31 protein-coding genes and 1 tRNA gene are annotated in these 23970 nt (G+C 68.5%); 12 read left to right on the forward strand and 20 right to left on the reverse strand.

All coding sequences use genetic code 11. The annotated features are described in order from the left end of the window. Positions 1-68: 68 nt before the first annotated feature. Genes AC2YHA_RS12770 through AC2YHA_RS12790 form a run of 5 tightly spaced genes read right to left on the reverse strand, consistent with a single transcriptional unit; the run spans position 69 to position 2153 of the window. Complete coding sequence (locus tag AC2YHA_RS12770; RefSeq protein WP_487401877.1) at positions 69-455, reverse strand: VOC family protein; 387 nt, start codon at positions 453-455, stop codon at positions 69-71. Continuing rightward, entirely contained in the window at positions 452-985 is a 534-nt protein-coding gene (locus tag AC2YHA_RS12775) for an SRPBCC family protein (RefSeq protein WP_487401878.1), read from the reverse strand. Before AC2YHA_RS12775 ends, AC2YHA_RS12770 begins: the two co-directional genes overlap by 4 nt. Next, on the reverse strand, positions 978-1424 hold the full coding sequence (locus AC2YHA_RS12780; protein ID WP_487401879.1) for an SRPBCC family protein: 447 nt from the start codon (positions 1422-1424) through the stop codon (positions 978-980). Before AC2YHA_RS12780 ends, AC2YHA_RS12775 begins: the two co-directional genes overlap by 8 nt. Positions 1425-1452: 28 nt before the next feature. Next, positions 1453-1821, reverse strand: a complete 369-nt coding sequence (locus AC2YHA_RS12785) for a DUF1428 domain-containing protein (protein ID WP_487401880.1) — start codon at positions 1819-1821, stop codon at positions 1453-1455. After that, positions 1818-2153 carry an ArsR/SmtB family transcription factor gene (locus tag AC2YHA_RS12790; RefSeq protein ID WP_233784534.1) on the reverse strand — a complete coding sequence of 112 codons (336 nt, stop codon included), beginning with the start codon at positions 2151-2153 and terminating at the stop codon, positions 1818-1820. Before AC2YHA_RS12790 ends, AC2YHA_RS12785 begins: the two co-directional genes overlap by 4 nt. A 258-nt stretch (positions 2154-2411) precedes the next feature. Between AC2YHA_RS12790 and AC2YHA_RS12795 the strand changes: the two genes are divergently transcribed. Genes AC2YHA_RS12795 through AC2YHA_RS12805 form a run of 3 tightly spaced genes read left to right on the forward strand, consistent with a single transcriptional unit; the run spans position 2412 to position 3972 of the window. Continuing rightward, on the forward strand, positions 2412-2822 hold the full coding sequence (locus AC2YHA_RS12795; RefSeq protein ID WP_487401881.1) for an ExbD/TolR family protein: 411 nt from the start codon (positions 2412-2414) through the stop codon (positions 2820-2822). A 55-nt stretch (positions 2823-2877) separates the two neighbouring features. Continuing rightward, entirely contained in the window at positions 2878-3531 is a 654-nt protein-coding gene (locus AC2YHA_RS12800; protein WP_487401882.1) for a hypothetical protein, read from the forward strand. A 39-nt stretch (positions 3532-3570) separates the two neighbouring features. After that, positions 3571-3972, forward strand: coding sequence for an acyl-CoA thioesterase (locus tag AC2YHA_RS12805; RefSeq protein ID WP_487401883.1), 402 nt, complete (start codon positions 3571-3573; stop codon positions 3970-3972). On the opposite strand, the gene ppc is transcribed toward AC2YHA_RS12805, so the two are convergent. After that, positions 3973-6639 (reverse strand): phosphoenolpyruvate carboxylase, encoded by a 2667-nt coding sequence (ppc, locus tag AC2YHA_RS12810; RefSeq protein WP_487401884.1) that lies wholly within the window; start codon positions 6637-6639, stop codon positions 3973-3975. A gap of 102 nt (positions 6640-6741) precedes the next feature. Here ppc and AC2YHA_RS12815 point away from each other — a divergent pair, with 102 nt between their 5' ends. Together AC2YHA_RS12815 and AC2YHA_RS12820 are read left to right on the forward strand one after the other, a co-directional pair. Continuing rightward, a complete protein-coding gene (locus AC2YHA_RS12815; protein ID WP_487401885.1) occupies positions 6742-7221 on the forward strand; it encodes a hypothetical protein in 480 nt (159 codons plus the stop codon). Positions 7222-7281: 60 nt separating this feature from the next. After that, the gene (locus tag AC2YHA_RS12820; protein WP_487401886.1) at positions 7282-8235 is read left to right on the forward strand and encodes an isopenicillin N synthase family dioxygenase; all 954 of its coding nucleotides are present in this window, start codon (positions 7282-7284) and stop codon (positions 8233-8235) included. Between the two features lie 21 nt (positions 8236-8256). On the opposite strand, the gene AC2YHA_RS12825 is transcribed toward AC2YHA_RS12820, so the two are convergent. From AC2YHA_RS12825 to gyrB, 7 genes are all read right to left on the reverse strand, one after another. Then, positions 8257-8559 (reverse strand): polyhydroxyalkanoic acid system family protein, encoded by a 303-nt coding sequence (locus AC2YHA_RS12825; protein ID WP_487401887.1) that lies wholly within the window; start codon positions 8557-8559, stop codon positions 8257-8259. After that, positions 8556-8978: a VOC family protein gene (locus tag AC2YHA_RS12830; protein WP_487402306.1), complete on the reverse strand. Its 423-nt coding sequence runs from the start codon at positions 8976-8978 to the stop codon at positions 8556-8558. Before AC2YHA_RS12830 ends, AC2YHA_RS12825 begins: the two co-directional genes overlap by 4 nt. A 143-nt stretch (positions 8979-9121) precedes the next feature. Continuing rightward, a complete protein-coding gene (locus AC2YHA_RS12835) occupies positions 9122-9466 on the reverse strand; it encodes a DNA primase (protein ID WP_487401888.1) in 345 nt (114 codons plus the stop codon). 64 nt (positions 9467-9530) lie between these two features. Beyond that, positions 9531-10754: a multidrug effflux MFS transporter gene (locus AC2YHA_RS12840; protein ID WP_487401889.1), complete on the reverse strand. Its 1224-nt coding sequence runs from the start codon at positions 10752-10754 to the stop codon at positions 9531-9533. A gap of 49 nt (positions 10755-10803) precedes the next feature. Beyond that, positions 10804-11076 (reverse strand): GNAT family N-acetyltransferase, encoded by a 273-nt coding sequence (locus tag AC2YHA_RS12845; protein ID WP_487401890.1) that lies wholly within the window; start codon positions 11074-11076, stop codon positions 10804-10806. Beyond that, complete coding sequence (locus AC2YHA_RS12850) at positions 11057-12145, reverse strand: alpha/beta hydrolase (protein ID WP_487401891.1); 1089 nt, start codon at positions 12143-12145, stop codon at positions 11057-11059. The genes AC2YHA_RS12845 and AC2YHA_RS12850 overlap by 20 nt, the downstream gene beginning before the upstream one ends. Continuing rightward, positions 12138-14633 (reverse strand): DNA topoisomerase (ATP-hydrolyzing) subunit B, encoded by a 2496-nt coding sequence (gene gyrB, locus AC2YHA_RS12855; protein WP_487401892.1) that lies wholly within the window; start codon positions 14631-14633, stop codon positions 12138-12140. Before gyrB ends, AC2YHA_RS12850 begins: the two co-directional genes overlap by 8 nt. A 113-nt stretch (positions 14634-14746) precedes the next feature. Here gyrB and AC2YHA_RS12860 point away from each other — a divergent pair, with 113 nt between their 5' ends. The 3 genes from AC2YHA_RS12860 to AC2YHA_RS12870 are packed head-to-tail and all read left to right on the forward strand — an operon-like array spanning position 14747 to position 17045. Beyond that, a complete protein-coding gene (locus AC2YHA_RS12860) occupies positions 14747-15652 on the forward strand; it encodes a glycoside hydrolase (RefSeq protein WP_487401893.1) in 906 nt (301 codons plus the stop codon). Between the two features lie 44 nt (positions 15653-15696). Further along, positions 15697-16563 (forward strand): HpcH/HpaI aldolase/citrate lyase family protein, encoded by an 867-nt coding sequence (locus AC2YHA_RS12865; RefSeq protein WP_487401894.1) that lies wholly within the window; start codon positions 15697-15699, stop codon positions 16561-16563. After that, complete coding sequence (locus tag AC2YHA_RS12870; RefSeq protein ID WP_233784517.1) at positions 16560-17045, forward strand: GNAT family N-acetyltransferase; 486 nt, start codon at positions 16560-16562, stop codon at positions 17043-17045. Before AC2YHA_RS12865 ends, AC2YHA_RS12870 begins: the two co-directional genes overlap by 4 nt. A gap of 132 nt (positions 17046-17177) precedes the next feature. On the opposite strand, the gene AC2YHA_RS12875 is transcribed toward AC2YHA_RS12870, so the two are convergent. The 3 genes from AC2YHA_RS12875 to AC2YHA_RS12885 are packed head-to-tail and all read right to left on the reverse strand — an operon-like array spanning position 17178 to position 18768. Next, positions 17178-17879, reverse strand: a complete 702-nt coding sequence (locus tag AC2YHA_RS12875) for an NAD-dependent deacylase (RefSeq protein WP_487401895.1) — start codon at positions 17877-17879, stop codon at positions 17178-17180. 42 nt (positions 17880-17921) lie between these two features. After that, a complete protein-coding gene (locus AC2YHA_RS12880) occupies positions 17922-18434 on the reverse strand; it encodes an SRPBCC family protein (RefSeq protein ID WP_487401896.1) in 513 nt (170 codons plus the stop codon). Continuing rightward, positions 18418-18768 carry an ArsR/SmtB family transcription factor gene (locus AC2YHA_RS12885; RefSeq protein WP_487401897.1) on the reverse strand — a complete coding sequence of 117 codons (351 nt, stop codon included), beginning with the start codon at positions 18766-18768 and terminating at the stop codon, positions 18418-18420. The genes AC2YHA_RS12880 and AC2YHA_RS12885 overlap by 17 nt, the downstream gene beginning before the upstream one ends. Positions 18769-18963: 195 nt before the next feature. Here AC2YHA_RS12885 and dapB point away from each other — a divergent pair, with 195 nt between their 5' ends. The 4 genes from dapB to AC2YHA_RS12905 all read left to right on the forward strand — a co-directional run bounded on the left by dapB (position 18964) and on the right by AC2YHA_RS12905 (position 20874). Next, a complete protein-coding gene (gene dapB, locus AC2YHA_RS12890; RefSeq protein ID WP_487401898.1) occupies positions 18964-19695 on the forward strand; it encodes a 4-hydroxy-tetrahydrodipicolinate reductase in 732 nt (243 codons plus the stop codon). Then, the gene (gene nth, locus AC2YHA_RS12895; RefSeq protein ID WP_487401899.1) at positions 19692-20372 is read left to right on the forward strand and encodes an endonuclease III; all 681 of its coding nucleotides are present in this window, start codon (positions 19692-19694) and stop codon (positions 20370-20372) included. Before dapB ends, nth begins: the two co-directional genes overlap by 4 nt. After that, entirely contained in the window at positions 20372-20746 is a 375-nt protein-coding gene (locus AC2YHA_RS12900) for a hypothetical protein (RefSeq protein ID WP_487401900.1), read from the forward strand. Before nth ends, AC2YHA_RS12900 begins: the two co-directional genes overlap by 1 nt. A gap of 51 nt (positions 20747-20797) precedes the next feature. Then, positions 20798-20874, forward strand: a tRNA-Arg gene (locus AC2YHA_RS12905). 66 nt (positions 20875-20940) lie between these two features. On the opposite strand, the gene AC2YHA_RS12910 is transcribed toward AC2YHA_RS12905, so the two are convergent. The 4 genes from AC2YHA_RS12910 to AC2YHA_RS12925 are packed head-to-tail and all read right to left on the reverse strand — an operon-like array spanning position 20941 to position 23909. After that, a complete protein-coding gene (locus AC2YHA_RS12910) occupies positions 20941-21723 on the reverse strand; it encodes an alpha/beta fold hydrolase (RefSeq protein WP_487401901.1) in 783 nt (260 codons plus the stop codon). Between the two features lie 34 nt (positions 21724-21757). Continuing rightward, positions 21758-22531 carry an SDR family oxidoreductase gene (locus AC2YHA_RS12915; RefSeq protein WP_233784508.1) on the reverse strand — a complete coding sequence of 258 codons (774 nt, stop codon included), beginning with the start codon at positions 22529-22531 and terminating at the stop codon, positions 21758-21760. Then, the gene (locus AC2YHA_RS12920) at positions 22528-23157 is read right to left on the reverse strand and encodes a glutathione binding-like protein (protein WP_487401902.1); all 630 of its coding nucleotides are present in this window, start codon (positions 23155-23157) and stop codon (positions 22528-22530) included. The genes AC2YHA_RS12915 and AC2YHA_RS12920 overlap by 4 nt, the downstream gene beginning before the upstream one ends. After that, the gene (locus AC2YHA_RS12925; RefSeq protein ID WP_487401903.1) at positions 23154-23909 is read right to left on the reverse strand and encodes a sensor histidine kinase; all 756 of its coding nucleotides are present in this window, start codon (positions 23907-23909) and stop codon (positions 23154-23156) included. Before AC2YHA_RS12925 ends, AC2YHA_RS12920 begins: the two co-directional genes overlap by 4 nt. Positions 23910-23970 lie beyond the last annotated feature (61 nt).

Raw genomic sequence — 23970 nt, forward strand, 5'->3', positions numbered from 1 at the left:
CGTCTCCGGAAAACCGCCGCGGCCGCCGCTAGCGTTCGATCGCGGCAGCTTTGCGGCAGACTGGAGGGTCAGCGGAGCAGGTTGAGCTGCCACGACACGCCGAAACGATCGACGAGCCAGGTGAACAACGGGCCGAAATCATAGCTGTCGAGCGGCATCAGCACCTGTCCGCCCTCGCCGAGCGCATCGGCGACGGCGCGCAGTGCATTCTCTTCGCTGAAATCGAGGAACAGCGAAAAGGAGGGGGTGAAGGTGAAGGCGTGCTTCACCGGGCTGTCGAAGATCCGGACCGCGAGGTCGCCGACGACCAGCGTCGCGACCGCGGCCTGGCCTCCGGAGTCGGCGCCGTCTGCAGGTGTTTCGACGCGCGCTCCGGGGATCGACGCTTCGTACAGCGCCAGCGCGGCCGCCGCCTCGCCCTGGAACATCAGGAAGGGATGCGCGGCGATGCTCATCCGGCATCTCCCAGCAGCTCGGCGGCCTGCGCCTCCGACCGCGCATGAAGCGCCCAGAAGTCCGGCACGCTTCGCCCGGCGATGCGCGCCTCGAGCACGTCGAGATGCGACATCCAGCCGCCGCCGAAGTTCCTGGCGTCGGCCGGACCGCGCAGGCCCGTGTGGTGCAGCTTCAGCCGCGTCCTGCCGTCGCCCCCGTCGGCCAGCGTAATCGTCACCGTGCCGGCCTCGCCGCCGGACCAGCTGAAGGCGATCATCTCCGGCGGCGCGATCGCGGTGATCATCTCGTGCCAGCGCTTGCCGCGGTTGCCGGCATAGCGCTCGGGCATCGCCACTTCGTCGTCGGAGAGGCGGTCGTGATCGAACACCATCTCGATCCGGCCGCCGACGCGCGGCTCGATCCCACCGCCCATGAACCATCGCGCCCGAAGCTCGGGATCGACGATATATTGCCAGACGGTCTCGACCGGTGCGTCGAGCAACCGTTCGAAGCGCAGTTCCGCGGCAGTGATGATGTCGCTGTCAGCCATGGTGCCTCTCCAGGATGCGGGCGAGATTGCCGAGGATCATCGTCCAGCCCTGCCGGGTCCGGTCCTCGTACTCGGCCCATTGCGGGGCCATTTCGTGGGTGAGCGTCAGCGTCGATCCGACGCCGCTCGGCGCGAGCGTGATCGTGACGCGGGTCCATTCGCCCTCCGCGGCCGGATCGGCCGAGAACAGCATCACCAACCGGCGCGGCCGATCGATCTCCTCGAACTTCAGGCGATGATGCGCGTCGACGCCGCCGCGGCGCTCGACGATGGTGGCTCGGCCGCCCACGCGGGCGTCTATCTCGCAGGTCACCAGCTCGCCCTCGTCGGTGCGGAACAGGAACTGTCCGGCGAGCACAGGATCGAGCCAGGCGTCGAACACCCGCTCGGGCGATGCCGCGATCTCGCGCGTGACGGTGAGGACGATCGGGGCGGTCATGCTTTGGGCTCCCCGTGGGACCCGATACTCACCGCCCGCCCCCTTCGTCGACGATCGGCATGAAGCCGCCGAAAATCATGCGCTTGGGGTCCATGATGTCCGCATCGGCCGGGTCGGGCACAAGGCGCGGATCGGCGGCGATCTTTCCGTTGCCGGCATCGCGCGCCTCCTTCGACGGCCATTCGACCCAGGAGAAGACGACTGTCTCGCCCGGCTTGGCCTGCACCGCGCGCTTCAAGTCCGTGACCTTGCCGTCGGGTACGTCGTCGCCCCAGCATTCGACGACGCGCAGGGCGCCGTGCTCGGTGAAGATTCTGGCGACTCGGGCCGCCATTGCGCGGAATCGCTCGCGATTCTCGCTCGGCACCGCGAGCACGAAGCCGTCGACATAGCTCATGACCGTTCCTCTCCCTTGTCGCCGCGCAGCAGCGCCTCGAGTCTGTCGAGGCTGGTGGTCCACACCTTCTCCCATTGCCTCAGCCACGCCTCGGCCTCGCGCAGTGGCTCGGCGCGCAGGCGGCAGAGCATCTGCCGTCCCGCCTTGCGGCGCTCGACCAGCCCCGCCTTCTCCAGCGCGCGGACGTGCTTGGAGGCGCCGGCGAAGCTCATCGCGAAGGGCTGTGCGAGCTCGCCGATCGAGCGCTCGCCCTCGGCCAACCGCGCCAGCATTCCCCGCCGGGTGGGATCGGCAAGCGCGGCGAAGGTGGTGTCAAGTCGTTGTTCAACCATATGGTTCAATATGTGCCGGCGACGGCAATTGTCAACCGATCGGTTGAATATTGCCCCGATCCGGCCTTCAGCTGTCGGGGACGGCCGCTCGCCAACATGGCAGCGTTCAAGGAACATGCGACCTTCGGCCTCTGGACCGCAAGGCGATGACGACCGGCAAGACACTGCGAGCATTCCGCCGATGCGCCGCCAATCTGTCGGCGGTTGACACCACACACACTTTGAGTGACGTTACATCATAACAACCAGGAGGGTGCCATGGCTGCCATAGCGAAGCGCGAGACCGAGCCCTTTTCCGACATCAACATCACGCCGATGATCGACGTCATGCTGGTGCTGCTGGTGATGCTGATCCTCACCATCCCGACGATGACGCACAAGGTACCGATCGACCTGCCGCAGCCGGGCCCGAGCACGGGGACACCCGAGCAGCCGCACCGGCTGGAGATCGCGCGGTCGGGGGCGCTGAGCTGGGACGGGCGCGCCATCGCCGACGCCGAGTTGAAACCGCTGCTGGCAGCGCTGACGGCCGGTAGCAGGGAGCCGGTGCTCCACATGCGCACCGATCCCGAGGCGCGCTACGAGCGCTTCGACCACGTACTGGCGGAGGTGAAGCGCGCCAATATCCGGCGGCTGGGCTTCGTCGGCGACAAGCCGCTGGCGGAGTGAGGAACGCGAGGCTACGTCCTCGCGTTCACGGGCCCAGGCCCAGCGAGGAGCAGCCATGCGTATTCACCTGATCGCCGCCGGATGCCTGGTGCTGGCCGGGTGCAACGGCCAGCCGGCGGGCTCGGCGAATGAGGTCGCGACCGCCGAGCCGGCCAATATCACCGACGTTCCGGCTGACGAGAGCGCCTTCACCGCCGGCAATGCCGCGGAGGCCGAACCGGCGGATGCTGCGGTCAACACCGCCGCGCTTCCGCCGGTCGCGCCGATCCCGCCGGGCCAGCCGGGCGGACTGCCCGACGACCGCACGCCGGTGTCCGAGGCGCCGTTCACCGCCGAGAGCGCACAGGGTGCGGCGCAGGTCGTCCAGAGCTATTACGCTCTGGTCGAGCAAGGCCGCTACGATCGCGCCTATGCGCTGTGGGAGCCGCAATCCGCGGGCATGGGCGGCAAGGCGTTCGCGGATGGCTTCGCCAAGTACGCGGAGTATCATGCCGAGATTGGCGCGCCGGGGCGGATCGATGCCGGTGCCGGCCAGCGCTATGTGACCGTGCCGGTACAGGCCTATGGCCGGCTCAAATCAGGCGAGCCCTTCCATCTGCGCGGCGACGTGACGCTGCATCGCGCCGGCGACATCGACGGTGCGACGGCGGAGCAGCGCAGCTGGCGCATCCGCAGCATCGACCTCAAGCCGCACCCCAGCCCACGTTGACGGCTGGCGGCGGCCGCGGCGCTTCTTTAGGAAGCGGCCATGGCGCGCTTCACGCTTACGATCACCGCGACCGCCCAGGACATCGACGAGCTCGGCCATGTCAACAATGCGGTGTGGGTGCGTTGGATCCAGGACATCGCCGTAGCGCACTGGAATGCGGTCGCGCCGGCCGAACATGCGGAAGCCTATGTCTGGGTCGTGACGCGGCATGAGATCGACTATCGCGGCAACGTTGCGGCCGGCGAGACCGTCACCGCCGAGACCTGGGTGCCGGAGCCGCCGCGCGGGGCGCGATTCGACCGCTACGTCCGCTTCGTCGGCGCAGACGACAAGGTGAAGGTCGAGGCGAAGACCACCTGGGCGATCATCGACCGCGCGAGCGGCCGGCTGATCCGCGTGCCGGCAGAGGTGGCGGCGCCGTTCCTCGACCGCGCCGGGTGATCAGCCCGAGTTCCGCAGCGCCGTCGCGATCGCGTTGATCGACAGCAGGATGCCCTCGCCGACGCGCGGATCGTCCTCACCGGCGCGGTGGCGCTTCAGCAGCTCGATCTGGAGCAGGTTGAGCGGCTCGATGTACGGCAGGCGCAGGCGGATCGAGGTCTCGAGGCCGGGGTTCTTCTCGAGCAGCCGGGTCTGGCGGGTGACCTGGAGGAGGCCGTCGTGGGTGGTTTCCCAGCCCTCGCGGATGCGGCCGAAGATCGCTTCGCCCAAATCCTTGTCCTCCACCAGCGCGGCATAGCGCTTGGCGATGCCCATATCGGACTTGGCGAGCACCTGCTCCATGTTGGCGAGCGTCGACTGGAACAGGGGCCAGGCGCCCGCCATCTCGCGGAGCAGGCCCTTGTCCTCGAACGCCGCGATCGCCTCGCCGACGCCATACCAGCCAGGCAGCATCACCCGCGCCTGGCTCCAGGAGAACACCCAGGGAATCGCGCGCAGGTCCTCGATCGCGTCGGATTTCTTGCGGCTGGCCGGGCGCGAGCCGATCTTGAGGCCGGAGATCTCGGCGATCGGCGTCATCTGGCGGAAGAAGGTGCGGAAGCCCTCCGTCTCGTAGACGAGGCCGCGATAGGCCTTGAACGCGGCGTCGGAAAGCCGGTCCATTGCCGCATGGAAGCGCTCGGCGTCCTTGGCCGGCAGCTCGGCCGGAGCGAGGCTGGCGAGCAGCGTCGCCGATGCCATCGCCTCCAGATTGGTCATCGCCGAGGCGCGGGTGCCGTATTTCGCCGCGATCACCTCGCCCTGCTCGGTGATGCGGATGCGGCCCTGCACCGTGCCCGGCGGCTGCGCCTGGATCGCCTGGAAGGCCGAGCCGCCGCCGCGCCCGACTGCACCACCGCGGCCGTGGAACAGCTGCATCGCGATGCCCGCCTCCTCGAACACCGGTTTCAGCGCCGACGAGCCCTTGGAGAGCTGCCAGGTCGAGGTGAGATAGCCGCCGTCCTTGTTCGAGTCGGAGTAGCCGATCATCACTTCCTGCATGCCGCGGGCATGGGCGATCGCGGCGACCTCGGGGAGCGCCAACCATTCGGCCATGATCCCCGGCGCGCGTTCCAGATCGGCGACGGTCTCGAACAGCGGCACTGCCATGATGTGGCCCTCGGGCGGATCGCCGGGGACATAGAGGCCGGCTTCCTTGAGCAGCAGGTGCACCTCCAGCAGGTCCGAGACCGAGGTGGCCATCGAGATCACATAATTGACGATGCAGCCGCGCCCGTAGGTGGCATGCGCCTCGGCGGCGGCATGGACGATCGCCAGCTCCGACGCCGTTTCCTTCGAATAGGTCGCATAGGGGCTGGTGAGCGGGCGCGGGCTCGTGAGCTCACGGCGGAGCAGGGCGACGCGCTCCTCCTCGGGCAGGCTCGCGTAATCCTCCGCGACGCCGGCTGCCTTGAGCAGTTCGGCGACGACGCGCTCGTGGACGGCGCTGTTCTGGCGCATGTCGAGCGTGGCGAGATGGAAGCCGAAGGTCTCGACCGAACGGATCAGCCGCCCCAGCGCGCCTTCGCTGGCGAGCGGCCCGCTGCCGAGGCCGTGCGCGATCGCGACCAGGTCGCGGCGCAGCTCGCCCGGGTCGGCATAGGGTTCGCCGACGAGCGGGTGCGGGCGCGGTGCCGGGCGGCCGATCAGCTTCTCGTAGGTGGCGGCGAGGCGGGCGTAGATGCCGGAGAGCGCGCGACGGTAGGGCTCGTCCTCGCGGCTCGCCGCGTTGTCGCCACTGGCTTCGGCGAGCTGTGTCACCTCATCGGGAATGGCCGCGTGGTCGCTGGAGATCGACAGCTCGGCGCCGAGCGCGTTGACGGCGTCGAGATAATGGCTGAGCACCGTCTCGGCCGCCCTGCGCAGCGCCAGTCGCAGCGAATCGGCGGTGACGAAGGGATTGCCGTCGCGGTCGCCGCCGATCCAGCTGCCGGGCTTGAGGAAGCTCGGCACGCGCTGGCCCATCGCCCGGTCCCAGCGCGCATAGAGCGCGGGCAGCGCCGGCAGGAATACGTCGCGCAGGTAGGAGAGCGCGGTCTCGACCTCATCGGCGACATAGAGCCGCTCGCGCCGCAGCACGCGCGTCTGCCACAGGAGCGCGATCTGGCGCAGGATCGCCTCGTCGATCTTGTCGCCATCCTCGGTCTCGGCAATTCCGCCATCGCGGAGCGTCATCAGCTCGGCGATGCGGTTGCGGTGGTCGATCATCGACTTGCGGCGCACTTCGGTCGGATGTGCGGTCAGCACCGGCGCGATCAGCGCGCCGTCGAGCAACGCCATCACCGCCTTGCGATCGACGCCATCCTGCTCGAGCTTCGCCAACGCATGGGCAAGATCGGCGCCTTCCTCGGCGGCGACACCCTGCCGGTCCTCGGCCAGGTTGGCGAGCATCGAGAACAGCATGAAGCCGCGCACGAAATCGAGCGTCTCGTCGAGCGTCAGCCGCTCCAGCCCCGGGTCGATCGCATCCGCTCCGGCGACGCCCCGCGCGCGGTCGACCGAGGTCGCGCGGATATATTCGGTGCGCTTGAACAGTTCCTCGCCGCCATAGGCGCGGATCACGTCGCCGAGCAGGCGTCCGAGGAAGCGGACGTCGGGATTGTTGGTGATCGGGGGGAGAGTCGCCATCGTGTCACCTGATGTTGCAGCGCGGCGATAGGCCCGGACTGTGGTTGACCGCAACCGAACAAATGCTTAGTGTATTAGATAGATAATACAGGAGGCCATGCCATGCGCCTTGCTTCGATCGTGCTGCCGCTTGCCCTCGCCGCGTGCGGCAGCGGTAAGGGCACCGAGATCACGCTGAACGTCAACGATCCCGATGCCGGCTTCAACGCATCGGCGGGGAAAGACGGCACGGTCTCGGTGAACGCACCCGGCTTCAAGGGCGCGATCAAGCTGCCGAAGATCCAGCTCGACGCCGACGATTTCGACATCAACGGCGTGCACCTGCCGCCGGGTTCGAAGATCGGCGGGATCAACGTCGAGGGCAACAAGGGCAACGACGACCGGGTGCGGATAAGCTTCACCAGTCCGATCGCGCCATCGGCGGTGCGCGACTGGTTCCAGGGCAGGCTCGCCGCCAAGGGCTTCAAGCTGACCGCCGCCGGCGACAATCTGTCCGGCACCACCGACGAAGGGAAACCGTTCAGGCTCATCACCAAGGCGGCAGGGGCCGGCGCGGAGAGCGTGATCACCCTCGAAAGCTAGTCGGGCTCCGTGCGACGGCCTATGATGGCGGCATTTCCGCTTCCATCAGGACGTCAGCCGATGCTCGATACCCCGCTCGCCCAGGTGCCGCTGGTCAACCTCGCCGACCAGGACGCCGATCCCGACGCCTTCGCCGCCGAGCTCGGCGGCTCGTTCGAGCGCTTCGGCTTCGCGATGGTCTCCAACCACGGCGTGCCGCAGGGGGTGGTCGAGCGCGCCTGGGCGATGACCAAGGCGTTCTTCGACCTGCCCGAGGAGGAGAAGCGCGGCTATTTCGTTCCCGGCGGCGGTGGGGCGCGCGGCTATACCCCGTTCAAGACCGAGATCGCCAAGGGTGCGACCCATGTCGACCTCAAGGAATTCTGGCACGTCGGCCGCCAGCTGCCGCCCGGGCACCGTTTCGAGAAGGACATGGCGCCCAACATCTGGCCCGACCGGCCGGAGGGCTTCCGCGAGACCTTCCTCGACCTGTTCGCGGCGCTCGACGCGGCGGGCGACCGGCTGCTGTCGGCGATCGCGCGCCATCTCAAGCTCGAGCCGCACTGGTTCGATCCCGCGGTTAGGGACGGCAATTCGGTGCTGCGCCTGCTCCACTATCCGCCGGTGCCGGCCGACGCGCCGGAGGTGCGGGCGGGCGCGCATGAGGACATCAACCTCATCACCCTGCTGCTCGGCGCCGAGGAAGCGGGGCTCGAGCTGCTCGACAAGGACGGCCAGTGGCTGCCGGTGCGGCCGCCCGAGGGGGCGATGGTGGTCAATGTCGGCGACATGCTCCAGCGGCTCACCAACCACGTGCTGCCCTCGACCACGCACCGCGTCGTCAACCCGGCGCCGGAGCGGCGCGGCTTCTCGCGCTATTCGATGCCCTTCTTCCTGCACCCCGCGCCCGATTTCCTGATCAAGACGCTGCCGTCGACGATCACCCCGGACAATCCCAACCGCTATCCCGAGCCGATCACCGCGCACGACTATCTGCACGAGCGGCTGGTCGAGATCGGGCTGATCAAGACCTAACGGGAAACGGCTTCCCCCCGCTCATTCGAGCAGCTTGGGCACGTCCCTCGTCAGCTTGGCGCGGATCTTCTCTGCGAACAGCGCCAGCATCGGCGGCAGGTCGAACTCGGCGTGGACTCTCGCCTCCTCGACCGCGATCCGGCTGACGACGCGCTGGCCGAGCGCCTCGACCGCGAGGTGCAGCGTGTCCTCCTCACAGCGCTGCTCGGTGATCATGCCGCCGGGAATGAACTCGGCGAGCCGTCCCGTCCCCTGCTCGATCCGCGTTCGCGCGCCGTCGCGGCCCAGCTTGTGCGGAATGTCGATCGCGATCGGCTCGGTCATGTCGCGAACAGCATCGCGTCGTCGGCGAAGGCCTTGAATTCGAGCGCATTGCCGCTGGGATCGCGGAAGAACATCGTCGCCTGCTCGCCCGGCTGACCCTTGAAGCGGATGTGCGGTGCGATGCCGAAGGCGATCCCCGCAGCCCTCACCCGCTCGGCAAGCGCCTGCCAATCCGCCATCGTCAGCACCACGCCGAAATGCGGCACCGGCACGTCGTGACCATCGACCGGATTCTCCACCATCACCGGTTTCGCAGCCGGGTCGAGATGCGCGACGATCTGGTGCCCGTAGAGGTCGAAGTCGATCCAATGCTCGGCCGACCGCCCTTCAGGACAGCCGAGGATGCCGCCGTAGAAGCGCCGGGCCTCGGCGATGTCGTGAACCGGAAAGGCGAGGTGGAATGGGCGCAAGGTGGGCACTGCCCGTGCATAGCGCCTCGGTCGGATCGCCGCCAGGCCGGCGTACCCAATTCCTTGACCTCCGGGCAGCAGGTGTAGACCATAGGCGTCGATGCGCGGATCGCTGGCCATGGCGCGGGATGCTGCGCCCGACGTCGATCGAATCAAGGACGAAGCGCGGTATCGTCGCCGTCGTCGAGCTCTTCGTCCAGGTCCTCGGCGTCGCTCTCGAAGTCCTCCTGGAGCGAATCCTCCGCCATGTCCTCCTCATCCTGGAGAATATCCTCATCCTCCTCGGCGAGGTCGGTCGCCTCCATCTCGAGATCGTCGGTATCGCCATCGTCGAGCGGATCCTCCCCCAGGTCCGGCGCGAGGTCGGTCAGGATGGTGCCGTCGCTCGGCCCGTCGCGCGTCGCCTCGAGGATCTCCGCGCGCTGGCTCTCGTCGTAGCCGTCCTCGTCATAGCCGTCGTCGTTGGGGCCCTGCTCCGGAACCTGATGACCGCCCATTGCGCACCTCCGTTTCTGTCCGTGCGAACGGCGATTATAGCCTGACGGTTCCCGTCGGGACAGCTCAGCTTGGCTGGAACAGCCTTCCGCGCTCGACGATCGCGGCCAGTGCGAGCGCGACGATGCCGGCGGTGAGGAAGCCGAGGTGCAGCGGCGTCGTCGTCCCGTCGAAGGCGCGGCCGATCAGTCCGCCGATGATCGCGCCGCCGGTGGTCACCACGAAGCCCTGCAGGCTTGACGCGGTACCGGCGATATCGCCCATGTTGGCCATCGCCATTGCCGAGCAGTTCGATGCCGCCAGGCCGAAGCAGGCCATGGTAATCGACTGGAGCACGACGAACAGCCACAGCGTCTCCCACCCGAGCGCCTCGATCGCCAGGCTGGTCGAGGCGACGACGATCAGCAGCAGCATCGCGCCGTGCGAGATGCGCCGCATGCCCAGCCACATCACGATGCGCGAGTTGAGCAGGTTGCCGCACGCCATCACCACCGCGCAGCCCGCGAACACGAGGCCGAGCCGATCGGGCTCGCCGAACACTTCCGCCACGATCGGCTGGATGCTGGTGATATAGCCGAACAGCGCGCCCTGCAGGCCGATCACCGCGCCGGCATAGCCGACCGACTGGCGGTCGCTCAGCGTCAGCCGCCAGTTGGCGACGAGCCGCTTCCATTCGAGCGGTACGCGATGCTCGGGCGCGAGCGTCTCCGGCATCCTCAACGCGAACCAGATCGCGACGATCAGGCTCGTTCCGGCGATGACGTGGAAGATCAGCCGCCACGATCCCATCGTCAGGATGAGCTGGCCGATGCTCGGCGCGATGATCGGGAAGATCATGAAGGTCATCACCGCCAGGCTGCTGACCCTCGCCATCGCGCGCCCGACGAAACAGTCGCGGATCAGCGCCACCGTCACCACGCGGGTCGCCGCGATGGCGAGCCCGCCGCATACCCGCGCGATCAGCAGCAGCTCCAGGCTCCCCGCCACCGCGCAGAGCAGGTTCATGACGACGTAGAGCCCGAGCGATCCGAGCAGCACCGGGCGCCGTCCGAACCGGTCGGACAGCGGCCCGTGGACGAGCTGCGCCACGCCGAAGCCGGCGGAGAACATGACGATGATCAGCGGCAGGTCGCGCTGCGCCGCGCCGAGATCATGGCCGATGGTCGGCAGCGCCGGCAGCATCGTGTCGATGCCGATCGCGCCCGTCGCCATCATCGCCGCAATCAGCACGACGAATTCGACGAACGCGATCGGCGCGCGATTCGCGCTGATGTGATGCGGCTGCTCCATGATCCGCCGCCCCATGGCAGAGACGGGGCGGCAGGTCACCCCTTCCGGTTCAGGCGAGCAGGTCGCGCTCCTCCGGATGCCGTTCGATATAGGCGGCGACGAACGGGCATTGCGCCACCACCTTCAGTCCGCGCGCGCGGACGTCGTCGAGCGCGGCCTTGATCAGCCGGCTGGCGACGCCGCGCCCCTGCAGCTCCTGCGGCACCACCGTGTGGGTAAAGGTGATCGTGTCGCCCGCCAGCTTGTAGGCCGCCACTGCCTTGTGCCCGTCCTCGACCAGTTCGTAGCGGTTGGCGTCGCGGTTATCGGTGACGTCGGACATGGCGGGCTCCGAGATGGCGGTCGAAGAAGCTGGCGATCAGCCGATAGGCCTCGATCGATTCGGGCATGTCGGGCCAGACGAAGAAGGCATGGGGCAGGCCGTCGAAGAGATGGAGTTCGCTCTCGACCCCTGCCGCGGCCAGCTTGCGGTGGGCGAGCGTCAGTGCGCTCACCGCGAAATCCCGTCCGCCCGCCAGCAGCAGGGTCGGCGGCATCGCCTTGATCTCGGCATCGGACTGGAGGGGATAGGCGAGCGGGTCGCTCGCCGGCACGCCTTCCATATAGGACAGCGGCAGCACCGGCGGCAGTTCGGGCGCCTTGAGCGGATCGCCGCCGGTGATCGGATCGGCGATATACGGGCTATCGCCACTGAACGGCGCGCCGGTGCCGCAGAAGGTGCCGATCGCACCCGGCCGCGGCAGGCCTTGTCTGGCAATCCATGCTGTCGCCTGCGCGGTGATGATCCCGCCCGCCGAACAGCCGTAGATGCCGATGTTCTCGGCCCGGTAGTGCTTCAACAGCTCGCGATAGACTGCCGTCACGTCCTCCGACGCTGCCGGATAGCGGTGTTCGGGCGCGAGGCGGTAGTCGACGGTGACCACCTTCACCCGCATCGTCGCGGCGATCGGGATCGCCTCGACCAGCGCGCCGCTGCCCGCGCCCCACATGAAGGCGCCGCCATGGACGTTGATCAGCACCCGCCGCGCGTTCTTCGGCGCGATCCCCGCCGCCGGCTCGACCACGTCGACGCCGATCCCGCCCATCGTCGCGCGGGTTTCGCGCGTCTGGAAACGGCGGCGCATCTCGGCGAGCCGGTCGTCATTGTACTTCTGGTAGAAGGCACGTTGCTTGGCGATGTCGCCCTCGAGCGCCTTGGGCGCGGTCGCGGCCTTCATCCGCAGCAGCACGGCCCGTGCCTCGGGCGAGAGCTGGTTCGACGGCGGCAGCACGAACGAGGGGACCTGCACGGCCGGCGGCAGCAGCGTGTTGGTCTGCGCCGCCGCGGGCCCGGCTAGCGGCAGCAGCAGCGCCGCTACCGCCGGCCAGACCCGCCGCCCAGCATTAGACATCGAGATTGGCGACGGACAGCGCATTCTCCTGGATGAAGTCGCGCCGCGGCTCGACCACGTCGCCCATCAATCGGGTGAAGATCTCGTCGGCGACATCGGCCTGGTCGACCGCGACCAGCAGCATCGAGCGGTTCTGCGGATCGAGCGTCGTTTCCCACAGCTGCTCGGCGTTCATCTCGCCGAGGCCCTTGTAGCGCTGGATCGACAGCCCCTTGCGGCCCGCCGCCAGGATCGCCTCCAGCAGCTGCGACGGCCGCGCGATCAGGCTCTCGCCCTTGCCCGCGGTGACGGGTTCCTCCTCGCCGTCCTCACCCGTCGCCGGCGCTTCCTCGACGGCCGCCTGCTGCGCGCCCTTGAGCGGGGCCAGCTTGGACAGGCCGGCGTAGCTCTCGATCGCTTCCGCCGCGAGCGTATGGAGCTTGCGGCCCTCGGCGGAGGCGAGGAACGCCGCCTCAATGATGTGATGATCGGTGACGCCGCGCCACAGCCGCTCGAAGTGGAAGCCGCCGTCCTCGGTCAGCCGCGCGGTCCAGCGCGCGTCCTCGTCGGTGAGGTCCAGCCGCTGGGCTACCGCCGCGAGCCGCTCGGCCCGCACTTCGCGCGACGCCTCGGGATCGAGCGCCCCCCCCATCGCCAGCGCCTCGATGATGCCGGCATCGTAGCGGCGCGGCACGAAGCGCATCAGCGTCCGCATCCGCCGCGCATGGTCGACGAGGTCGCGCAGGTCCGCCCCGGTGCGGTCGCCGCCCGGCGTCTGCAGGATGCTCGCGCCGACGCCCGCCTCGACCAGATAGTCGTCGAGCGCGGCATCGTCCTTGAGGTACACCTCCGACCGCCCGCGCGTCGCTTTGTAGAGCGGCGGCTGGGCGATGTAGAGGTGCCCGGCCTGGATGATCTCCGGCATCTGCCGATAGAAGAAGGTCAGCAGCAGCGTGCGGATATGGGCGCCGTCGACATCGGCGTCCGTCATGATCACGATCTTGTGATACCTGAGCTTCTCCAGGTTGAAGTCGTCGCGGCCGATGCCGGTGCCCATCGCCTGGATCAGCGTGCCGATCTCCTTCGACGACAGCATCCGGTCGAACCGCGCGCGCTCGACGTTCAGGATCTTGCCGCGCAAGGGCAGGATCGCCTGGAAATGCCGGTCGCGGCCCTGCTTGGCTGAGCCGCCGGCCGAATCGCCCTCGACCAGGAACAGCTCGGACTTGGCGGGATCGCGCTCCTGGCAGTCGGCGAGCTTGCCGGGCAGCGAGGCGATGTCCATCACACCCTTGCGCCGGGTGAGCTCGCGCGCCTTGCGGGCCGCCTCACGCGCCGCCGCCGCGTCGATCACCTTCTGCACGATCATCCGCGCGTGCTGCGGATTCTCCTCCAGCCATTCGGCGAGCTTGTCGGCCATCAGGCTCTCGAGCGGCTGGCGTACCTCGGACGACACCAGCTTGTCCTTGGTCTGCGAGCTGAACTTGGGATCGGGCAGCTTGACCGAGACGATCGCGGTCAGCCCCTCGCGCATGTCGTCGCCGGTGAGGGAGACTTTCTCCTTCTTGAGCGCCCCCGACTTGTCGGCATAGGCGTTGAGCGTGCGCGTCAGCGCCGCGCGGAACGCCGCCAGATGGGTGCCGCCGTCCCGCTGCGGGATGTTGTTGGTGAAGCAGAGGACGTTCTCGTAATAGCTGTCGTTCCATTCCAGCGCGACGTCGATGGTGACGTCGTCGCGCGTACCCGAGATCGCCACCGGATCAGGCATCAGCGGCTGCTTGTTGCGGTCGAGCCACTTCACGAACGCGGCGATGCCGCCCTCGTAATAGAGCTCGACCTCCTTCGGCTCCTCGTGCCGCGCGTCCTTGAGGAACAGGCGCACGCCGGAGTTCAGGAACGCGAGCTCGCGATAGCGGTGCTCCAGCTTCTCGAAGTCGTATTCGGTGATCTTGAAGGTCGCCGGGCTGGCGAGGAAAGTGACGCGCGTCCCTTTCTTGCCATTCGCCGGACCGATCACCTTGAGCGGCGCCACCGCATCGCCATGGGCGAAGCGCATGTAATGCTCCTCGCCGTCGCGCCAGATGGTGAGATCGAGCCATTCCGACAGCGCGTTGACCACCGACACGCCGACGCCGTGCAGGCCGCCCGATACCTTGTAGGCGTTGGAATCGGACGTGTTCTCGAACTTCCCGCCCGCGTGGAGCTGGGTCATGATGACCTCGGCGGCGGAGACGCCCTCCTCCGGATGGATGCCGGTCGGGATGCCGCGGCCGTTGTCCTCGACCGAGACCGAGCCGTCGGGATTGAGCGTGATCGAGATGCGGTCGCAATGGCCGGCGAGCGCCTCGTCGATCGCATTGTCGCTGACCTCGAACACCATGTGGTGGAGGCCCGAACCGTCGTCGGTGTCGCCGATGTACATGCCGGGACGCTTGCGCACGGCGTCGAGGCCCTTCAGCACCTTGATGGATTCGGCGCCGTATTCGTTCTGCGGGGGGGTATCTGCCATGCCTAGGATATAGGCATCGCCCCCGCGAAACGGAAGCAAAATGGAAGGGCGCGAAACCCGTCGCGCCACGAGCGATGCTTGACTCGGTTCCGGGCGAAAGGCAGCCGAAAGCAATGGCCTTCCGGAAGGCATCGCTCCACGCCGCGTTCCTGCTTGCCGCCGCCTGGACCATGGGTGTGTCGGCGCATGGGAACGACGGAATCGCACCGAGCGTCGGGGCACCCCCGGCAACGCTTCGCGCCGATCCTTTCTACGCCAAATATCTCGACGCCGGCGGCATTCCGGTGATCGCTTCCGCCAAGGTCCCCGATCGTGCGCTGGCGATCGCGCGCGACATCATCGCCGAGATGCTCGCGCACCGCCCCGACCTCGCCGCGCAGCTCGCCGCCGACGGCTTCCGCGTCGCGGTGATGGCGGAGGACGAGGGCACGCTCGACCTGCCCGAGCAGCGCCACTGGACCCGACCCGCACGCAACGATCCGCGCCTCACCCGCTGCGAACGCAAGCATTACGACGAGCGCATCGGCCGGCTCACCGACGCGCAATATTGGAATGCCCGCGCCCGCGGCATGGCCGGCCGCTTCACCAGCGCCGCGACCGAGGATCTGCTCGGCCTCCGGAGCTCGCGCTATTACGGCGAGACGATCTTCGTCCACGAATTCGCCCACGACGTGCTGATGGCGATCCGCGAGCGCGATCCGGCGCTCTATGGCCGTGTCCAGACCGCCTATGCCGCGGCGCTGAAGGCCGGGCGCTGGAAGGACGAATATGCCTCGACCAGCCTCGACGAATATTGGGCGGAGGGCAGCCAGTTCTGGTTCAATTCCAACAAGATCGCGATCTTCGACGGCCGCCGTATCCTGTCCGACGCCGACCTCGCCGCCTATGATCCGCCGCTCGCCGAGGCGCTGCGCGTCGCCTATGGCGACCGCCATCGCCTCGGCGCCGATCCCTTCTACGAAAGCGCCGCCCGCGTGCCGCCGGGGCCGCTGCCGATGAACACGGCGGAGGTGTGCTGACGGGCGGGTGGACCCGGCCGGCCAAGGCTCCTAATCCGGTCGCCATGACCCGCCTCCGCTCGCTTCTGTTCGTGCCGGGCGACCGGCCCGAGCGCTTCGCCAAGGCTGCCGCGTCGGGTGCCGATGCGCTGATCCTCGACCTGGAGGATTCGGTCGCGCTCGAATCCAAAACCGCCGCGCGCGAGGCGGTGGCGGCCTATCTCGGCGAACCGCGCGCGGTGCCGGCCTATGTCCGCATCAACCCGCTCGACACGCTGATGGCGGACCTCGACCTCGATGCGGTGGCGCGGCTCAGCCCCGACGGCATCGTGCTGCCCAAGGCGGAGGGCGCGATCTCGGTCGCCGATCTCGCCGCGCGGCTCGAGCGGCGCGGCAACGAGACCGCGCTGATCCTGCCGATCGCGACCGAGACCGCCAATGCGATCTTCCAGCTCGGCACCTATGGCGCACAGGCGGCGCGGCTCGCCGGGCTCACCTGGGGCGCGGAGGACCTGCCCGCCGCGATCGGCGCCGAGACCAGCCGCGAGGCGGACGGCCGCTACACGCCGCCTTATGAGGTGGCGCGTGCCTTCACCCTGTTCGGTGCCGCGGCCGCCGGGGTGGCGCCGATCGAGACGGTCTATCCGGCGTTTCGTGACCTCGACGGTCTCGCCGCCTATGCCGCCCGCGGTGCGCGCGACGGCTTCATCGGCATGATGGCGCTGCATCCGATGCAGGTGCCGGTGATCAACGCTGCCTTCACTCCCTCGGCCGAGGCGGTCGCCCACGCCCGCGTCGTGGTGGAGGCGTTCGCCGAGCATCCCGGCGCCGGCGTGCTCAGCCTTGACGGCAGGATGATCGACCGGCCGCATCTGCTCCAGGCCGAGCGCGTGCTGGCGCGGGCAGGTGAGGAGGCGGTGGCGCGGTCGTGACCGGCTTCCGCATCGAACCGGCGGTCGGCGACAACGACTTGCGAACGGTCGCAAGGCTGTTCGAGGATTATGCGGCATCCTTGCCGGTCGACTTGGGTTACCAGAACTTCGCCGCCGAGCTCACCGGCCTGCCGGGCAGCTATGCGCCGCCGCGCGGAGCGCTGCTGCTCGCCCGCAACGCCGGGGGTGAACCGCTCGGCTGCGTCGGCGTCCGGCCGCTGGCGGAGGAGGGCGTCTGCGAGATGAAGCGCCTCTATCTCGTCCCCGCCGCGCGCGGCCTCGGGCTCGGCCGCGCGCTGGCGGAGGCGGCGATCGGCGCAGCGCGCGAGCGCGGCTATCGTGAGCTCCGGCTGGACACTCTGCCGTCGATGACCGCGGCGATCGCCATGTACGAGGCGATGGGCTTCCGCCGGATCCCCGCCTATTACGAGCCGACGCCGTGCTCGCTGTTCATGGCGCTGACGCTGGACGCGGCCGCCTAGCACCGCCCTCCTTGTTGGGAGACCGTGCTCCTGCGAAGGCAGGAGCCCTGGATCATGGGTAGGCGCTTGCGGCCAAGGCTCCTGCCTTCGCAGGAGCACCGATATTGTTTTCGGCCCGAACCGGGCGGAACGCTAATCCGCCAGCACCTCATCCACCCACGTCGGCACCAGCACGCCCGCCGGTCCCATCCGGCTCTCCGCGAAGTAGACGCTGCCTTCGGACGGCTCGAGGTTGAGCTCCAGCGTGTCGGCACCGTGATAGCGCGCCGTCCGGACAAAACCGGCCGCGGGGTAGACGGCGCCGGAGGTGCCGATCGACACGAACAGGTCGGCGCGGGCGAGCGCGCGGTCGATCGCCTCCATCTCATAGGGCATCTCGCCAAAGAAGACGATGTCGGGCCGCAGCGCCGGCCGCCCGCAGGCGTCGCAATCCGTGCCCGGCGGCAGCGATCCGCGCCAGGCCTGCCGCTCGCCGCAGGCCGCGCACAGCGCCGAATTGAGCTCGCCGTGCATGTGGAGCAGCCGCCTGGCGCCGGCGCGCTCGTGGAGGTCGTCGACGTTCTGCGTGACGATCAGCAGCTCGCCCGGCCACTCGGCATCGAGCCGTGCCAAAGCCTCGTGCGCAGCATTGGGCTGGACCCGCTCCAGCGCCTCACGCCTCAGGTCATAGAAACGATGTACCAGCGCCGGATCGCGCGCCAGTGCCTCCGGCGTGCACACGTCCTCGACGCGATGCCCTTCCCACAGCCCGCCCGGCCCCCGGAAGGTGGCGATGCCGCTCTCCGCCGAGATGCCGGCGCCGGTGAGCACGACGATGTTGCGAAGCTCGGACACGACGACGGGCTTAGCGCCTCGCTGCTGCGCCCGCCACCGGCTTCAGCGGGCGAGCACGCCGTCGAGCTTGTCGAAGCTGCCGCCCCAGCCCTGCTGCATCGAATCATGCTGGCCGGCGAAATAGGCCGTCTCCGCGTCGCTGGCGTCGATCGGCCACCAGCGCAGCTCGAGCCGGGTCGCCTCGTCCTCGTCGTGGAACTCGACCACCGTCATCAGCCTGAGCGGCCAATCGCCGTCGAACGGCATCCGCACTACATTGCCGTCGGCATCGCCCGCCGAATGCTCGTAGGCGAGCAGCGCCGGCGGCTCGACGTCGCGCCAGCCGAGCCGCGCGCGCAGGGTCATCTCGCCCATCTCCATCCGGATCAGCGTATGGCCGCCGGTGCGGAGGTCGTGATGCTCGACCGTCGCCGCGCAGCCCGCCGGACCCATCCACCGGGCGAGCATCGCCGGGTCGGTCCAGGCGCGCCATACCAGCTCGCGCGGCGCGGCGAACCGCCGGACGAGGACGAAGTCGCTATCGGCTTCGGGCGCCGGGCTAGTCACGGTCAGCATGGTCGTCTCCCTTCATCTGGCTCCTGAGGAGCGCGTCGAGCCGGTCGAGCCGTTCCTCCCACATCCGGCGCACGCCATCGGCCCAGGCGACGGTCTCGGCCAGCGCCTCGGCGTTGAGCCGGCGGGGGCGCGCCTGCGCCGCCTGACCGGTCGCGATCAGCCCCGCCTCCTCGAGCACCTTGAGATGCTTCGAGATCGCCGGCTGGCTGATCACGAAGGGGCGGCTGAGCTCCGCCACGGTCGCCTCGCCCAACGCCAGCCGCGACAGGATCGCGCGTCGGGTGGGATCGGCGAGCGCGGCGAAACGACGGTCGAGCGCGTCTGTTTCTATCATAGATAGGTTATATAACTAACAGGTTATCGGACCGTCAATCACAAATTCCGCTGTCCTACACGGGTCGAGCTGTGCCAGAGGCGGGGCTATGCGCAGGCCATGCGGGTCGCGTCCCGCCGGGCCGGGCGCGATCATCGGGTGAGTCAATCTAGTCAATTTTTCTGGTCAACTTTCACCGAGAGGGAGAGGCGTACAGTGACCGCGATCGGCATCTACGGCAGCCTCGGCCGCATGGGCCAGGCGATCGCTGCGGAGCTCGCCGGGATGGGTGCGCGCCATGCCGGCGGCGCCGACGCCACCGACGATCCGGCGCTGGTCGCCGAGGCGGCGGACGTGCTGGTCGACTTCTCCAGTGCCCGCGCGGTGGAGGCGCATCTCGCCGCCGCCCGCGCCGCCGGCAAGCCGATCGTGATCGGCACCACCGGCCTCACCGAGACGCACCACGCCGCGATCGACGAGGCGGCGCGGGAGATCGCGGTGCTGCAGACCGGCAACACCTCGCTCGGCGTCACCCTGCTCGCCCGGCTGGTGCGCGACGCGGCGGCACGGCTCGGTGCGGCCGACTGGGACATCGAGATCGCCGAGATGCATCACCGCCACAAGGTCGATGCGCCGTCCGGCACCGGGCTGCTGCTCGGCGCCGCGGCGGCGGAAGGACGTGGCACTACGCTCGCCGAGGCGGCGGTCTACGACCGCTCCGGCATCACGGGCGCACGAAGCGAGGGTACGATCGGCTTCGCCTCCCTTCGCGGCGGTTCGGTGATCGGCGACCACAGCGTCGTCTTCGCCGGGGAGGGCGAGCGGATCGAGCTCGTCCACCGTGCCGACAGCCGGGCGATCTTCGCTCGCGGCGCGATCGCCGCCGCGCTGTGGCTCGCGAGGCAGCCTGCGGGCCGCTACACCATGGCCGAGGTGCTCGGGCTTTGAACAAGGCGGACGTCGTCGAGTTCTTCGCGCGCCTTGCCGCCGACAATCCGCACCCGGAGACCGAACTCGAATACACCAATCCCTTCACCTTGCTGGTGGCAGTGGTGCTGTCGGCACAGATGACCGACGCCGGCGTCAATAAAGCGACGCGGCGGCTGTTCGCCGAGGCCGACACGCCGGAGAAGATGGCCGCACTCGGCGTCGACACGCTGCGCGAGCGCATTCGCACGATCAACTTCTACAACACCAAGGCGAAGAACGTGATCGCGCTCAGCGAGGCGCTGATCCGCGATCATGACGGTAAGGTTCCCGCCGATCGTGAGGCGCTCGAGAAGCTGCCCGGCGTCGGGCGCAAGACCGCCAACGTGGTGCTGAACTCGGCGTTCGGACAGGAGACGTTCGCGGTCGATACCCACATCTTCCGCGTCTGCAACCGCACCCGCCTCGCGCCCGGCAAGGACCCGCTCGCGGTCGAGCACAAGCTCGAGAAGACCGTGCCGCAGCCCTTCCGCATCCACGCTCATCACTGGTTAATCCTGCACGGCCGATACACGTGCAAGGCTAGGGTGCCCGAGTGCTGGCGCTGCATCGTCGCCGACCTCTGCCCCTACCAGCCCAAGACCCCGCCGCCGGCGGCCCGCAAGACATCATCCGCCGCGGCTAAAGGAGAGCCGTGATGAGAAGCGCCGTGTTCGCGCTCGCCATCCTTGCCATCGCCGGCCCCGCGCTCGGCCGCGACAAGCCGGTCCCCGCGGCCAAGCCCATCGGTAAGCCGGTCGACTGCATTCGGGTGAACGACATCCGCGAGAGCCGCGTCCAGAGCGACGAGGTGATCGACTTCGTGACCCGGAGCAACAAGATCTACCGCACCACGCTCGACGGCGCTTGCCCGCAGCTCGGCTTCGAGCGGCGCTTCAGCTACCGGGTGTCGACCTCACAGCTCTGCTCGACGGACATCATCACCGTCCTCACCGGCCCCGGCATCACGCGCGGAGCAAGCTGCGGGCTCGGCCAGTTTCAGCCCGTCGAGCTGGTCAAGGCGACCCGCTGAACGCGAGGGGCTGGCGTACCCCGCGGGCGCCTGCTAGGTGAGCCTCCGCCGGCACCCGTAGCTCAGCTGGATAGAGCGCTGCCCTCCGAAGGCAGAGGCCACAGGTTCGAATCCTGTCGGGTGCGCCAGTTTTTTGCGGTTTTAGCGGTACGTCCGCTGCGAGCACGCGTCAGCGAAAATGCGGACATTGCGCCTCAATCTTCCCCTGCCGCCTCCTTGATCAATGAGGTGACCTCGTCAGGACGCGAGATCATCAGTGCGTGCGAAGCGCCCTCCACGACGATGGTCTTCCGCGCGTGTGCACGCTCGGCCATGAACTTCATCACCGCGGGAGGGATGTTAAAATCGGCGGAGCCGTAGATCATGTAGGACGGCAAAGACTTCCATGAGGCGGTGCGGGAGGGTTCCGCGAGCGCGGATTGGGTTATCGGGCGCTGGGTCGCTGCCATGACCGCGGCCTGTGCGGCCGGCACGTCGGCAGCGAATTGCGCGCGGAACTTGTCGGTCCGGATGTAGAGGTCCTGTCCTCCATCGGGCAGCGGAACGGGCATTAGGGCGCTTCCCAGCGTGCTTCCGGGGAATTTCGCGGAGAGCGTCGCGCTCGATTCGCCGACTTCGGGCGCGAAACCGGCGACATAGACCAGCGCCTTGACGTTGGCGTTGCCGTTGGCGGCTTCGGTGATGACCGGCCCGCCGTAGGAATGGCCGACCAGCACGACCGGTCCGGCCACCGACTTGACGACGGCCGAGACGGCGACGGCGTCGCTGGCGACGCTACGCAGCGGATTGGCGGCCGCGATGACGCGATAACCGTCCTTCTCAAGTCTGGTGATGACCGGACCCCAGCTCGACGATTCCGCGAACGCGCCGTGCACCAGCACGATCGTCGGCTTGGCCGTGCGAGTTCCGTCCTGCGCGGCTGCGCTCCCGGACAAGACGAGCGCGGCGGTCAGCAGGGCAGCGATGGGAATGCGCATTATGTCCTCCATTTCCTGTAGGGAATGATCCTTCTCAGTTCGCCGCCTTTGCGGCCCAAGCCGGCTGCAGGCTGTCGCGCAGCCAGTCGTCGAACCTCAGCGAGGCGATATGGGCACCCGCCCCGGGAAGCAGCGATCGTTCCGCAAGCTCGGCGCCGAAGTAGCGGGCGTGAACGTCGGCCACGATCCGGCGGCCGTCCTCATATGCGGTCGCGATCTCGGTCGCGACTTCGTCCATGCGGAACCGTTCCGGCCCGGCGACCTCGACGGCGGCATTGAACGGATCGCTGAACACGGCGTCCGCCAGCGTATCGGCGACGTCCTCGCCCGCGATCGGCTGCACCAGTGCCGGCGAAATCGGAATCTCGCGGGCGGTGCCGTCCTGTACGACGTCGGCGATGAACTCGAAGAACTGGGTCGAGCGGACGATCGTGAACGGGATCCCGGAGTCGCGGACCAGCTCTTCCTGGATCTTCTTCGCGCGGAAGTAGTCGCTGGAGAGCAGGCCGTCGACGCCCACGATCGAGAGCACGACGTGATGCCGCACGCCCGCCGCCCGTCCCGCCGCCAGAAGGTTGCGCCCCGAAGTCTCGAAGAACCGCAGAGCTGCCTCGCCGTCGAGCGACGGCGAGTTCGAGACGTCGACGACGACCTCGGCATCGGCCAGCGCCTCGGCCAGCCCGACGCGGGTCACGGTGTCGACGCCGAAGGTCGGCGACGCCTCGAACACGCGGAAATCCTCCTGGCGCAGGTTGCGGACCAGCCGCTCGCCGATGCGGCCGCTGCCGCCGATCACCACGATCTTCATGACGACAGCTCCGGAGACGCGATCTGGCTGGCGGGGCGGGCATCGGGCAGCCCTTCCTCGGCGAGGGCGCGGCGGACGGTCTCGCGCTCCGCGACCCGCTCGAAATAGCCGACCAGATCGGGCGACATGCGCACGCCGAACGCCTGCGCCCAGCGCAGCATCACGAACAGATAGGCATCCGCCACGGTGAAGCGCGGGCCGAACAGATAGAGCTCGTTGATGTGGTCGGAGATGAGGTCCAGACGTTTCGCGATCACCTCGGCCGCCCGCGCCTTCTCGGCCTCGTCGTCGCTGCTCCAAAGCGGCGTGAACGCCACATGCAGCTCGGTCGAGATCCACGACAGCATCTCGATCAGCCGAGTCCGCCCGAGCGGGCCGCCGGGCTCCAGGTCGGGCGCGCGATCGGCGATGAGCGTCAGGACGGCGATGTTCTCGGTCACGGCATTGCCGTCGTCGAGCACCAGCATGGGTACATAGCCTTTGGGATTGATCGCGGTGTAGTCATAGCCTCGCTCGGTGATCTTGGTCTTGATGTCGACCCGCTCGAAATCGGCGTCGAGCCCGGCTTCGTGGAGCGATATCCTGCCGGACAGGCTGCAAGCGCCCGGCGCGTAATAGAGCTTCATCGACGTGACTCCTCGACATGGGGTTTGGGTTGGGCGATGGCCGGCAACCGCAGCGTGACCGTGGTGCCGATCCCCGGCGTGCTGTCGATCGAAACGCTGCCGCCGGCGGCGCGGACGAAGCGCTCGACCATCGGCAGGCCGATGCCGCCAAGCCCGTCCTTCTTGGTTGTGAAGCGGGGATCGAAGACGCGCGCGATGGTGTCGCGCGACATGCCGATGCCATGGTCGGTGACGCGAAGCTCGACGCCGCCCGGTGCGATCACCTGCGCGCGGACGAGGACGACCCCTTTGCCGCCCATCGCATCGCGCGCGTTGAGGACCAGGTTCAGCAGCGCCCTGCGCAATCCGAGGGAGTCGCATCGCGCGTCGGGCACGCCCGGCTCGGCGCCGATGTCGAGGATCAGGCCCGGCTCGCCCATGGCCTCGACCAGCGCCGCGACGTCGGAGAGGCAGGCGGCGAGCCCGGTGCGTTCGTCGCCCGCTTCGCGGTCGCGGAGACGGCCGAGATTCTGGCGGACGAGGGACCCCGCATGCTCCAGGCAGGACCTCGCCCGATCGAGCATCGGCCCGGCGTGGACGGCGGGCATGTCCGGCGTCCGGGCGATGATGTTGATCGCCGAAGACGCGATCTGGATCAGGTTGCCCAGATCGTGGACAACGCTGGCCGCCGCGATGGTCGAAAGCTCGCCCCGTTCGTCGATCGGGGGAAGAATCTCGGCATCGACGGGGCCGGAGGCCTGAAAGAGCTTCACGGGCATCTTCCCTTCAAAAGGGGCTGCGAGGCGCGCGGAGGGAGCTGGTCGCCACACCTCG

The organism is Sphingomonas sp. SRI_018, assembly GCF_057586275.1.

Bases quoted from the DNA above. Each gene is read 5' to 3' on its own strand.
- AC2YHA_RS12770 (WP_487401877.1), bottom strand. From the start codon at position 455: ATGAGCATCGCCGCGCATCCCTTCCTGATGTTCCAGGGCGAGGCGGCG.
- AC2YHA_RS12775 (WP_487401878.1), bottom strand. From the start codon at position 985: ATGGCTGACAGCGACATCATCACTGCCGCGGAACTGCGCTTCGAACGG.
- AC2YHA_RS12780 (WP_487401879.1), bottom strand. From the start codon at position 1,424: ATGACCGCCCCGATCGTCCTCACCGTCACGCGCGAGATCGCGGCATCG.
- AC2YHA_RS12785 (WP_487401880.1), bottom strand. From the start codon at position 1,821: ATGAGCTATGTCGACGGCTTCGTGCTCGCGGTGCCGAGCGAGAATCGC.
- AC2YHA_RS12790 (WP_233784534.1), bottom strand. From the start codon at position 2,153: ATGGTTGAACAACGACTTGACACCACCTTCGCCGCGCTTGCCGATCCC.
- AC2YHA_RS12795 (WP_487401881.1), top strand. From the start codon at position 2,412: ATGGCTGCCATAGCGAAGCGCGAGACCGAGCCCTTTTCCGACATCAAC.
- AC2YHA_RS12800 (WP_487401882.1), top strand. From the start codon at position 2,878: ATGCGTATTCACCTGATCGCCGCCGGATGCCTGGTGCTGGCCGGGTGC.
- AC2YHA_RS12805 (WP_487401883.1), top strand. From the start codon at position 3,571: ATGGCGCGCTTCACGCTTACGATCACCGCGACCGCCCAGGACATCGAC.
- ppc (WP_487401884.1), bottom strand. From the start codon at position 6,639: ATGGCGACTCTCCCCCCGATCACCAACAATCCCGACGTCCGCTTCCTC.
- AC2YHA_RS12815 (WP_487401885.1), top strand. From the start codon at position 6,742: ATGCGCCTTGCTTCGATCGTGCTGCCGCTTGCCCTCGCCGCGTGCGGC.
- AC2YHA_RS12820 (WP_487401886.1), top strand. From the start codon at position 7,282: ATGCTCGATACCCCGCTCGCCCAGGTGCCGCTGGTCAACCTCGCCGAC.
- AC2YHA_RS12825 (WP_487401887.1), bottom strand. From the start codon at position 8,559: ATGACCGAGCCGATCGCGATCGACATTCCGCACAAGCTGGGCCGCGAC.
- AC2YHA_RS12835 (WP_487401888.1), bottom strand. From the start codon at position 9,466: ATGGGCGGTCATCAGGTTCCGGAGCAGGGCCCCAACGACGACGGCTAT.
- AC2YHA_RS12840 (WP_487401889.1), bottom strand. From the start codon at position 10,754: ATGGAGCAGCCGCATCACATCAGCGCGAATCGCGCGCCGATCGCGTTC.
- AC2YHA_RS12845 (WP_487401890.1), bottom strand. From the start codon at position 11,076: ATGTCCGACGTCACCGATAACCGCGACGCCAACCGCTACGAACTGGTC.
- AC2YHA_RS12850 (WP_487401891.1), bottom strand. From the start codon at position 12,145: ATGTCTAATGCTGGGCGGCGGGTCTGGCCGGCGGTAGCGGCGCTGCTG.
- gyrB (WP_487401892.1), bottom strand. From the start codon at position 14,633: ATGGCAGATACCCCCCCGCAGAACGAATACGGCGCCGAATCCATCAAG.
- AC2YHA_RS12860 (WP_487401893.1), top strand. From the start codon at position 14,747: ATGGCCTTCCGGAAGGCATCGCTCCACGCCGCGTTCCTGCTTGCCGCC.
- AC2YHA_RS12865 (WP_487401894.1), top strand. From the start codon at position 15,697: ATGACCCGCCTCCGCTCGCTTCTGTTCGTGCCGGGCGACCGGCCCGAG.
- AC2YHA_RS12880 (WP_487401896.1), bottom strand. From the start codon at position 18,434: ATGCTGACCGTGACTAGCCCGGCGCCCGAAGCCGATAGCGACTTCGTC.
- AC2YHA_RS12885 (WP_487401897.1), bottom strand. From the start codon at position 18,768: ATGATAGAAACAGACGCGCTCGACCGTCGTTTCGCCGCGCTCGCCGAT.
- AC2YHA_RS12900 (WP_487401900.1), top strand. From the start codon at position 20,372: ATGAGAAGCGCCGTGTTCGCGCTCGCCATCCTTGCCATCGCCGGCCCC.
- AC2YHA_RS12910 (WP_487401901.1), bottom strand. From the start codon at position 21,723: ATGCGCATTCCCATCGCTGCCCTGCTGACCGCCGCGCTCGTCTTGTCC.
- AC2YHA_RS12915 (WP_233784508.1), bottom strand. From the start codon at position 22,531: ATGAAGATCGTGGTGATCGGCGGCAGCGGCCGCATCGGCGAGCGGCTG.
- AC2YHA_RS12920 (WP_487401902.1), bottom strand. From the start codon at position 23,157: ATGAAGCTCTATTACGCGCCGGGCGCTTGCAGCCTGTCCGGCAGGATA.